The sequence below is a fragment of the Paraburkholderia sp. RL17-347-BIC-D genome, from assembly GCF_046027915.1.
Lineage (GTDB): Bacteria > Pseudomonadota > Gammaproteobacteria > Burkholderiales > Burkholderiaceae > Paraburkholderia.
Map to the genome: position 1 here is coordinate 1 of NZ_JARESS010000108.1, position 10,580 is coordinate 10,580.

A 10,580-nucleotide genomic window follows, 5' to 3' on the forward strand; every position below is an offset into this window, starting at 1 on the left:
GTAGTAGCCGCGCGTCAGATATTGGCGCTTCAGTTCCTGCTCGGCTTTGTCGACCAGCGCCTTGTCGTAGTATTGGCCTTGCGACAAACCAACAGCGTGCAGCGCCTTGGTCAGGTTGTCCTTGTCGAACTCATGAATGCCGGCGAAGTCGATCGTGCCGATGGCCGGACGTTCCAGCACCTGCACGATGACGACGTTGCCTTCGGTCGTGATCTTGACGTCGTTGAAGAAGCCCGTGGCGTACAGAGCGCGAATGGCTTCCGATGCCTTATCGTCGCTGAAGGTGTCGCCTTGCTTGATGGGCAGATAGGCGAACACGGTACCAGGTTCGACGCGTTGCAATCCCTCAAGACGGATATCGCGAATCACGAACGAGTCGCTCGCGTGGGCCGACATTGCTGTCACACTTAGGCCGACGAGAGTCACCGCCCTGCTACGGCGTGCAGTTGAAGTTTGAACAAGCATGCAAAGGGAAGCCAAATGATAGAGACACAACGTGGAGACCCGACTTCAATACGCTATGTCGCGTATCGATCTAGGTCGCGGGTGATTCAGGCGCGAGCTCTATTGCACCGTGATGGCGGACAGATCACCAATCTTTGCGATGCCGCTCAGAAGCGCCAGGACTTCCGTCATGTGTGCGGCCTCAGTGCGTTGCATGCGAAACGACAGTTCCGCGCCGCCGGGCAGACGGAATGTAAGAATCAGATGGGCTGCCGCACCGGCGTCCTTGCCGATCTCCCAGGCCTCACACGGCATCGCGAATTTCACACTCTTTTTCTTGCTGCGAATCCGCTCCGACACGCCAATCGCGTTCGACAACGCTGCCAGCAGCTCGTGCATGACTGAGCAATGCAACGCAATGCTGGAAGTCTGATTGGCTTTCAACATCAAATACTGACCGTCGCCCGTCAATTCGAAGCCACGTACGGAGTCGATCGCAAGAGAGGGTCGCGGTGCCATGGAGCACTCCAGAATCAAGCAAGGACTGAAGTGTAGGACGCGCTCCCAAGCCTTGAGTTACGCGACGGTTAGCTAAACTTTCCTTCGGCCCTTATCCATTACTGAATCTTCAATCCAGCAAATTTATGCGGCCCGCGGGCAACATTGACCCTGAACATTTCAGAAGAGAAAGGGAGATCGGCACGGATTGAAAGCATCGTTCTCCGCCAATTAACGACCGACTCGGGGGCGTGAAAACCGCTTTCTAGTCCACATGTTTTCCGCACAACTGTTTTGTGCAAAACATCGCTTTTACCGTGACGTTCATCTTGAATGATATGGCGATGGCGTGAAGACCTCATCTCCAGAATCGAAGTCGGCTCTTTGAATGCCACTTAGCAAATGGTGTCAAGAGCACATGTGGACCTCTCGAACAATCGGTAATAAAAAACGCTGACGGTTTAGCCTTCGCAGGAAACGGCGCTCGCACGCCTGTGTCCGGTTCTTGACACACATCCCTCTGCCCAACAATGACAAGGTATTCCCGGCATTTGCGGGTAAAGAGAAATGGACTCACCCCGCATTCATACGTGCCTGACTTCTTATTTGTCCTTCAGCAGGAATGCCGAGCTTTGTGTACATTCGCGCTTGAGTTGCGTTGCAGCACATCGGCACGTGGCCCAAGGCGACCCTCTTCGTTGCGCATGTCTTTCTCTTCCAAACGCCGGGCAATTGAAAGATGCACGCAAGCTTTTTGACTGATCGTAAGCAGCAGAGCAATTCTCAAGAAATGCAGATTATGCGTAGCCCTATCCAGTATTCCGTCACGGTCGAATATGCCGTCAGCTCAAGTGCGTCTTGTGCTTGTGGCAGGTACAAGCACGCGGCTGCGCGCCACCGCACGCCGCGCTAGCCTCCGCCAGGACACTCTTACGTTTTACCCCAAGCTCTGGAATTCTCATGCTCGGCCTAGTCCGTATCGCCCTTCGGCGACCCTACACCTTCGTAGTCCTGGCGATCTTCATTCTCATCATCGGTCCTTTGTCCGCGATGAGGACGCCAACCGATATCTTTCCGGATATCAGGATTCCCGTGATCAGCGTCGTGTGGCAGTACACGGGTCTGCCCCCGGACCAGATGGTCGGCCGCATCACCTCGCCATTCGAACGCACGCTGACGACCACGGTGAACGACGTCGAGCATATCGAGGCGGAATCAGTCGCCGGCTTCGGGATCATCAAGATCTTCTTCCAGCCGGGCGTGAATATCAGCACGGCGAACGCGCAGGTGACCTCGGTTGCGCAAACTCAATTGCGGCAGTTGCCTGCAGGTACGACGCCTCCTCTGATCCTGAACTACAACGCGTCGACCGTGCCGATCATCCAGTTGGCGCTGTCCGGCAAGGGACTCTCCGAACAGAATCTCGGTGACCTTGGCCTGAATGCAGTGCGCCCGGTTCTCACGACGGTAGCAGGCGCAGCGATCCCTTACCCGTTCGGCGGCAAGACACGTCAGGTGCAAATCGACGTCGACCCGGCGGCACTCCAGGCGCGGGGCTTGTCCGCACAGGATGTCGCCAATGCGCTCGCCGGCCAGAACCTGATTACGCCGGTCGGCACGGAAAAGATCGGTGACTACGAGTACACGTTGCAACTGAACAATGCACCGTCGCAAATCAAAGCGTTGGGCGATCTGCCGGTCAAGGCGGCCAACGGCACCACGGTCTATATTCGTGACATTGCGAACGTGCGCGATGGCAGCCCGCCGCAGACCAATATCGTGCACGTGGACGGCCGGCGTTCGGTACTGATGTCGGTGCTTAAGAACGGTTCAGTGTCGACGCTCGGCATCATTTCCGGCATCAAGCAGCGGATTGCTGCAGGCAAGGCGTCATGGCCCGATAACCTGCAGATCGAGCCCATCGGCGACCAGTCGCTGTTCGTGCGTGCGGCGATCACCGGCGTGGCGCGCGAGGGCGTGATCGCGGCCGTGTTGACGAGCCTGATGATCCTGCTGTTCCTTGGCAGTTGGCGCTCGACGATCATCATCGCAACCTCGATCCCGCTCGCCATCCTCGGCTCCATCGCCACGCTGTCCGCGCTCGGCGAGACGTTGAACATCATGACGCTCGGCGGTCTCGCGTTAGCGGTAGGGATTCTGGTCGACGACGCCACGGTGACCATCGAAAACATCAACTGGCACCTCGAGCATGGCAAGGAGGTGGAGACGGCTATTCTCGACGGCGCCGCGCAGATCGTCACGCCGGCGTTCGTCTCGCTGCTCTGTATCTGCATCGTGTTCGTACCGATGTTCTTCCTGAACGGCGTCGCGCGCTTCCTGTTCGTGCCGATGGCTGAAGCGGTGATCTTCGCGATGATCTCGTCGTTCATCCTGTCGAGAACCCTTGTGCCGACGATGGCGAAATACCTGCTGAAACAGCATGTGCAGGACGAGCACGCCGAGGACACGAAGCGCCCCGGCCCGCTCGGGCGTTTCCAGCGCGGCTTCGAAGCGCGCTTTGAAAAGGTGCGCAGCGCCTACCGCAGGTTGCTCGAACTCGCGCTGACCCACCGGCGTCCGTTCGTCAGCGGCTTCCTCGGCTTTGTCGCCCTCTCCTTCGCGCTGGTGCCGTTCCTCGGCCGCAACTTCTTCCCTTCGGTCGATTCCGGACAAATCCTGATGCATGTGCGCGCACCGGTCGGCGTTCGGGTTGAAAAAACCGCGCAGATCTTTGCGAATGTCGAAGGCGCGATTCGCCAGATCATTCCGCCCGTGGATCTCGGCACCGTGGTCGACAACATGGGTCTGCCGGTCAGCGGCATCAATACCGCGTACAACAACACCGGTACGGTCGGCTCGCAGGACGGTGACATCCAGATCGCGCTGAACGAAGGCCATCGTCCAACCGACGAGTATGTTCGCGTCATGCGCGAGAGATTGCCGCGAGAATTCCCGGGCGTCACGTTTTCGTTCCCGCCAGCGGACATCATCAGTCAGATCCTGAACTTCGGTTCGCCGGCGCCGATCGACCTGCAGATTCGCGGCAATAACCTGAACGCCAACTACGCGTATGCGGACCGTCTGCTGCGCCAGGTCCGCGATGTGCCGGGCGTGGTCGATGCGCGGATCGAGCAGTCGCACGGCAACCCGACCTTCAACGTCGATGTCGACCGCACGCGCGCGCAATTGCTCGGCATCACCGAGCGTGACGTGACGAACAGTATGGTGGTAAACCTCGCGGGATCCAGCCAGGTCGCGCCCACGTTCTGGCTGAACAACGCGAACGGCGTCTCTTATCCGATCGTGATGCAAACGCCGCAATACAGCCTCGATTCGCTCGCCGCGCTGCAAAATCTGCCGATCACGGCCAGCGGCGGAAGCACCGCCCAGATCCTCGGTGGTCTGGCGACAGTCCAGCGCACCAGCAGCAATGAGGTTGTCAGCCAGTACAACATCCAGCCCATGGTCGAGATCTTCGCGACCACCCAAGACCGCGACCTCGGCGCGGTGGCGTCCGATATCCAGCGCATCGTGCACGACAACGCCGGCACCTTGCCCAAGGGCTCCTCCGTTGCACTGCTGGGCCAGGTCCAGACGATGAACAGCGCCTTTGCCGGCATGTTGTTCGGCCTGCTTGGTGCGGTGGTGTTGATCTATCTGCTGATCGTGGTCAACTTCCAGTCGTGGGCCGACCCGTTCGTGATCGTGACCGCGTTGCCTGCCGCGTTGGCAGGTATCGTCTGGATGCTGTTCGCGACCCACACGACGCTCTCGGTACCCGCATTGACCGGTGCGATCATGTGCATGGGGGTGGCGACGGCCAACTCGATTCTGGTCGTCAGTTTCTGCCGCGAACGTTTTGCCGTCCACGGCGACCCATTCAAGGCCGCGCTCGAAGCGGGCTTTACGCGTTTTCGCCCCGTGCTCATGACCGCGCTTTCCATGATCATCGGCATGATGCCGATGGCGCTTGCCTTAGGCGAAGGCGGCGAGCAAAACGCGCCGCTTGGCCGCGCGGTGATCGGCGGTCTGCTGTTTGCCACCACCGCTTCGCTGTTCCTCGTCCCCGTCATTTTCTGTATCGTTCACGCGCGCCCCGGGCGCGCGGCTACCCCGGCATCCGTCTCGGGAGGTCCTGCTCATGTCGTCTGAATCTACTTTTCCCACTGATACACCGTCGCGCCGCCCGCTTTTGGTAGCAGGCGTGGTCGGCCTGCTGGTCGTCTTAGGCATCGTCGTCGCCGGTCTCACGCTGCGAGCCGCCGATGCCCGCAAACTGAAAACCTGGACTGACGCCCAGGCCGTGCCGACCGTCAACGTGATCCAGCCCTTGCGCGACGCCAACGGCCCCTCGCTGCAACTGCCCGGCCGCCTCGAAGCGTTTACGCGGGCGCCGATTTTCGCGCAGGTCAGCGGCTATCTGAAATCATGGAATGTCGATATCGGCGCGCCGGTCAAAGCGGGCCAGGTACTCGCCGAAATCGAAACGCCCGAGCTCGACCAGCAACTATTGCAAGCGCGCGCGGATCTCCAGAGTGCCCAGGCGAATGCTTTACTTGCGGGTACGACTGCCAAGCGCTGGGAAGCGCTAAGCGGCACCGATTCCGTCGCCCAGCAGGATGTCGATCAGCGCACGGCTGATTACGCCGCCAAGGAAGCGATCGTCGCGGCCGCGAAGGCCAACGTGGACCGCCTCGTCGCGACCAAGGCTTTCGCGCGCATCGTCGCGCCATTCGACGGCGTGGTGACCGCCCGCGATACCGACGTCGGCGCGTTGGTCAACGCCGGCAGCGGCGGGGTCGGACAGGAGCTGTTCGCGGTCTCCGACGTCAAGCAGTTACGCGTGTATGTCCAGGTGCCGCAGAACTACGCACCGGCGATACACGACGGCACGACCGCCAACCTGACCGTCCCGGAGTATCCCGACCAGCAGTTCACCGCGCGCGTGGTAGCGGCGGCAGACTCGGTCAATTCGAGTTCGGGAACGACGCTGGTTCAACTACTGGTCGACAACGCCAACGGCAAGCTGCTGCCGGGCGGCTTCGCCAGCCTGAAATTCTCGTTGCCCGCCTCCGCCGATTCGGTCCGTGTACCGGCCAGCGCGCTCGTCTTCGATAGCCGCGGCGTCGTGGTCGCCACGCTTGGCGCGAACGGTCACGTGCTGTTCAAACAGGTGAAGATCAATCGCGACCTGGGCGACTCGGTGGAGATCGGCTCAGGGCTCGCCGCAACCGATCGCGTGATCGATACACCGCCCGACGGACTCGCCGACGGCGACAGCGTGGAGGTGGCGACGGCGACCGACAAGAAGGCAGCTGCACATGGTTAAGTATGGACTTCCGGCGCTTCTCGCGAGCGTCGTCGCGCTCTGCGCCTGCTCGTTCGCGCCGCAATATCACGTCCCGCCGACGCCGATCGCGGCGCAATACAAGACGGTCGGCCCGTGGACCACGGCACAGCCCGCCGACCGGATAGACCGCAACGGCTGGTGGAAGATGTATGGCGACGCGCAACTCGACGATCTCGAAGCGCGTCTGCTGGCCAACAACACCGACTTGCGCGCGGCGTACGCACACTATGAGCAAGCGCAGGCTTTCGTGGCGCAGGTCGAGTCGGGACTGTACCCGTCGGTCAGTGTGAGCGCCGTGCCGCTGCGTGAGCGCCAGTCCGACAACCGGCCGTTGCGCGTGGGCGGCCCGAACGACTACAACTCCGTCACGCTTGGCGGCGAAATCAACTATGACCTCGACCTTTGGGGGCGTGTGCGCGACTCCGTGGTGGCCGGCAAGGACGAGGCGCAGGCGACCCAGGCCGATCTGGCCTCGGTCAGGCTGAGCCTGCAGGTCGAACTCGCGGACAGTTGCCTCCGCTTGCGCGGCCTCGACCAGCAAACCGAGCTGTTGAACGAAACTGTCGTGGCGTATACGAAGGCGCTACAACTCACGCAAACTTTGCATAACAGTGGGATCGTGTCGGGCCTCGATGTTTCCCGAGCGCAAACGCAACTTTCGTCAGCGAAGTCGCAGCTGTCGCAGAACCTGGCGCAACGGGCTCTGCTTGAACACGCGATCGCGGTCCTGGTCGGAACCTCTGCGTCCGAATTCAGCCTGCCGCCCCAGACCGCCGCCATCGCGTTGCCGGCGATTCCCACCGGCCTGCCGTCGACGCTGCTGCAACGCCGGCCCGACGTCGCTGCGGCGGAACGCCGGGTGGCCGAGGCCAACGCAAAGATTGGCGTCGCGCGGGCGGCCTACTTCCCGGACATCATGCTGAGCTTGCAGGGCGGTGTGCAAAGCGCAGCCTACGCCGGCCTCGTTAGCGCGCCCAATCTGTTCTGGGCGGTCGGCCCGCAGCTCGTGCAGTACGTGTTCGACGGCGGGTACCGTCGTGCGCAACTCGATTCCGCCAAGGCGGCAACCGAAGAAGCGGGAGAACGCTACCGCGGCGTAGTACTGTCTGCATTCCAGCAGGTTGAAGACAACCTTGCCCTGCTGTCGTATCTCGGCACTGCGTTGGGTGAGCAACGGGACGCAGCCAACGCCGCGCAGTACTCGGTCGACCTCGCGTTGCGTCAATATCGCCAGGGCGTGGTGGGCTACCTCGATGTCGTGCAGGCACAGACGGTCGCACTCGAAGCGCAACGCAGCGTGCTCGATATCCAGACGCGCCAGTTGAGTGCGAACGTGCAACTCCTGCATGCGCTCGGCGGTGGATGGTCAAGCGACGAACTGGCTCAAGCGGCTGCGGCGCCGGCACTCGTCGCTACAGCAGCGGCAACGGCACCCAGCGCGAATTGACCGCCGCTACACGGCGCGGGAACGGCAGCCCCGAATTGTTGGCTACTTCGGAGCGCGTTCCCTGTCCGGACTATTGCAACCTGTTGGCGGTCGCGGAAACGTTGAACCCGGAGTCGTCGCGGCGATCAGTTGGCCGTGCGTCTTGCGAAACCGGCGAACGGTGGTTGCTTCTGTTCAACCTGGCAAACCGCGCTTTGGCCCCGATCACGTGTCTGGTCGCAGCCGCCGTCAGTTGCTGATCGTGAATGGCGAGAATTTCCTCAAGCATACTCGCGACCTCCGCACTGACTTGCCACACGCCGTCACACTGTGCCCTGCCAGCAGCTTGATCCAATGCGGCCTCGGCACGCCGATACAAATCGACAGATGCATTACCGAATCCGGCCTCTTGTAAGTAGTACGTCAGATAGACGGCTCTGTTCAGCTCACTGATCAGATGAGCGTTTCCTTGCCCTTTGCGGCAGACCGCAAGCGCAAGGTGATTTGCGAGCGAGATATCAGAGGCAGCTCGCCTCGTCATTGGGAGCAGCATCTCCTTGCTCAGGTGACGCCGACCAAAAGAAACGCGGCCCGTGGGCCGGCGAGTGCTATGGGACATTGAAAGTGTATCGACTAGAGAGTTGCGAAACGGCCCTGCTGACTCGCGAATCATCGACATTCACGGTTGGGTCGCGTCAATTCTATAGCGATATCGGTGAGGCTGCATTTACGATAAATTTGCAACGGCACTGTGCCGCTTAGCCACAATCGAATTCCGAGGCCACTTGCAAGAAAGCCTGGATCAACCGGAGCCGCACCGAGCCCGTCGAGCTCGCAGCGTTGATGCGGCGTAATGCAATGTTGCCGAAGGTAGCTCTCGGCGAGTTGCCCACCGACAACATTGCGGTCGTAACGGAGAAACGGTTCCGTCTGCAATGTGACGTGCGGATCCGTCACCTTCATCGCGGCAGGCTCAGGAGCACGAGCGGCTCTTCCCTGAACGTGTGCCAGTCGCAACTTTTCGGCAGATTGAATGGTGGCCGTGTGACGACCGCGGCATCGAGATCGCCACTGACCACTCTCTGATACAGGTCGTGCGAGGTGTCAGGCTCGAAACCGCGCGACCACGACGGCGGAGCCGAATATGGGCCGCAGCTGAGCCTGGGATAGCACGTTGGATCCGCTCGTGCTCGACATCCCCACTCGCGCGCTGGTCGGCATGTGAAATGCCGCTCCTGGCGAGCGGCATTGTGCCCATTGCGCTCAGCCGCCGTGAAGCGCGTTGCTCAAGCCGGCATCGGACAGCGCACAAAGTGCCACCGCCGACCAGTCATGTTCAGCGCCGAGCCCTTGCGAGCGCAACGTCAGGAACCGGTCGTGGACGAGGCTTGCCAGCGGCAACGGAACGCCCAGTGCCTCAGCGGCTGCCAGCATCAGGCGGTTGTCCTTCTGGCCGAGCGGCAACGAGAAGCCAGGCGGCTGGAATTGCTGCGACGCAATCAGCGGGCCGTAGATCTTGTATGGCGGCGCATTGAAGTTTGCACTCGTCAGCAGCTCGACCAGACGCATCGGATCGATGCCGGCCTTGCCCGCTACGGCACAGGCTTCGCCCAGCGTTTCGATGATCACGGACAGCATGAAATTGCCGATCAGCTTCACCAGGTTCGCCTGCGAAGGATCCTCGCCGACAATGCCGACCGACTGCCCAAGCGTTTCGAGAAGCGGCACGGCAACCTTGAGGTGCTCGTGCGCGCCGGCCGCCATGATGAACAGCTTGCGCGCCGCCGCGGCATCGGGCCGGCCGAACACCGGCGCGGACACGAAGGCAAGACCCGCTTCACGGTACTTCGCAGCGTGATCCTGCGCGGCGGCGACACTGATCGTGCTCATCGAGATGTGCAGCGCACCCGGCTTCAGTGCGGTGGCGATGCCCGCCTCGCCGAACGTGACCGCTGCGTGCGCGGAATCGTCGGCCACCATCGTGAAGACTACGTCGGCCCCCAGCGCCGCCTGCGCGGGACTCGACGCGACACTCGCCCCCGCTTCGCGCAACGGTTCGGCGCGGGCTGGACTACGATTGAAAACCTGCACGTCGTGCCCGGCGTCGATCAGGTTCTTCGCGATCGCTGCGCCCATCGAGCCAAGTCCTACAAATCCAATTTTCATAATGCCATTCCAAATGATCGGCCGCGCGAAGGCGGGCCTGTTCAGACTGCGAATTGATAGACCTGACGGCTCACGTCGAGCGTCACGTCGCCGTGTTCGCCCAATGCCGTCATCCCGTGCTCTTCGAGTTTCGTGATCAGCCTGCCGATCGACTGGCCGCTGATCTGATAGTCGCGCAAGCGGGTTCCCACCGACATGCGTTCGAAGAACACACGCGTCGCCGTGATCGCCGCACTGATACGCTCGTCCTCGCTGCCTTCAGTGATGTTCCAGACTCGTTCGGCGTACTGCAGCAACTTCCCGCGTTTCGACTCGCGGCGCACGCTCAGCATGGCAGGCAGCACGATGGCGAGCGTCTGTGCGTGATCGAGCCCGTGCAGCGCCGTGATCTCGTGGCCGAGCATGTGGGTCGCCCAGTCCTGCGGCACGCCGGCGCCGATCAGACCGTTCAAAGCCAGCGTTGCCGTCCACATCAGGTTGGCTCGCACCGCATAGTTGTGCGGCTCGGCAAGCGCTTGCGGGCCGACTTCAGTCAGCGTAATCAGCAGGCCTTCGGCGAAACGGTCCTGTACCCTGGCGTCCACCGGGTAGGTCAGATACTGCTCGACGATATGAACGAACGCATCGACGACACCGTTGGCAATCTGTCGCGGCGGCAACGAGTAGGTCGTGGTCGGATCGAGCACCGAGAAGACC

The 10,580-nt window shown here is 61.4% G+C and carries 8 protein-coding genes; 3 read left to right on the plus strand and 5 right to left on the minus strand.

The features are described 5' to 3' along the window. Both P0D96_RS46600 and P0D96_RS46605 read right to left on the minus strand, forming a co-directional pair. The coding region (locus P0D96_RS46600; protein WP_408320971.1) for a POTRA domain-containing protein at positions 1 to 396 on the minus strand (396 nt) is incomplete at its 3' end. Positions 397 to 564: 168 nt separating this feature from the next. After that, on the minus strand, positions 565 to 963 hold the full coding sequence (locus P0D96_RS46605; protein WP_408320973.1) for a hypothetical protein: 399 nt from the start codon (positions 961 to 963) through the stop codon (positions 565 to 567). A gap of 939 nt (positions 964 to 1,902) precedes the next feature. Here P0D96_RS46605 and P0D96_RS46610 point away from each other — a divergent pair. Genes P0D96_RS46610 through P0D96_RS46620 form a run of 3 tightly spaced genes read left to right on the plus strand, consistent with a single transcriptional unit; the run spans position 1,903 to position 7,739 of the window. Continuing rightward, a complete protein-coding gene (locus P0D96_RS46610; RefSeq protein WP_408320975.1) occupies positions 1,903 to 5,094 on the plus strand; it encodes an efflux RND transporter permease subunit in 3,192 nt (1,063 codons plus the stop codon). Continuing rightward, positions 5,084 to 6,271, plus strand: coding sequence for an efflux RND transporter periplasmic adaptor subunit (locus P0D96_RS46615; RefSeq protein WP_408320977.1), 1,188 nt, complete (start codon positions 5,084 to 5,086; stop codon positions 6,269 to 6,271). Before P0D96_RS46610 ends, P0D96_RS46615 begins: the two co-directional genes overlap by 11 nt. After that, positions 6,264 to 7,739 (plus strand): efflux transporter outer membrane subunit, encoded by a 1,476-nt coding sequence (locus tag P0D96_RS46620; RefSeq protein ID WP_408179579.1) that lies wholly within the window; start codon positions 6,264 to 6,266, stop codon positions 7,737 to 7,739. The genes P0D96_RS46615 and P0D96_RS46620 overlap by 8 nt, the downstream gene beginning before the upstream one ends. Before the next feature lie 70 nt (positions 7,740 to 7,809). Here P0D96_RS46620 and P0D96_RS46625 read toward each other — a convergent pair whose 3' ends face one another. The 3 genes from P0D96_RS46625 to P0D96_RS46635 all read right to left on the minus strand — a co-directional run. After that, a complete protein-coding gene (locus tag P0D96_RS46625) occupies positions 7,810 to 8,271 on the minus strand; it encodes a hypothetical protein (protein WP_408320978.1) in 462 nt (153 codons plus the stop codon). 710 nt (positions 8,272 to 8,981) lie between these two features. Then, complete coding sequence (locus tag P0D96_RS46630; RefSeq protein WP_408320980.1) at positions 8,982 to 9,884, minus strand: NAD(P)-dependent oxidoreductase; 903 nt, start codon at positions 9,882 to 9,884, stop codon at positions 8,982 to 8,984. A 41-nt stretch (positions 9,885 to 9,925) separates the two neighbouring features. Beyond that, a partial coding sequence (locus tag P0D96_RS46635; protein WP_408320982.1) for a dehydroquinate synthase/iron-containing alcohol dehydrogenase family protein occupies positions 9,926 to 10,580 on the minus strand: 655 nt, incomplete at its 5' end.

Coding starts and splice junctions, on each gene's coding strand:
- P0D96_RS46605 (WP_408320973.1), bottom strand. CDS start 963: ATGGCACCGCGACCCTCTCTTGCGATCGACTCCGTACGTGGCTTCGAA.
- P0D96_RS46610 (WP_408320975.1), top strand. CDS start 1,903: ATGCTCGGCCTAGTCCGTATCGCCCTTCGGCGACCCTACACCTTCGTA.
- P0D96_RS46615 (WP_408320977.1), top strand. CDS start 5,084: ATGTCGTCTGAATCTACTTTTCCCACTGATACACCGTCGCGCCGCCCG.
- P0D96_RS46620 (WP_408179579.1), top strand. CDS start 6,264: ATGGTTAAGTATGGACTTCCGGCGCTTCTCGCGAGCGTCGTCGCGCTC.
- P0D96_RS46625 (WP_408320978.1), bottom strand. CDS start 8,271: ATGCTGCTCCCAATGACGAGGCGAGCTGCCTCTGATATCTCGCTCGCA.
- P0D96_RS46630 (WP_408320980.1), bottom strand. CDS start 9,884: ATGAAAATTGGATTTGTAGGACTTGGCTCGATGGGCGCAGCGATCGCG.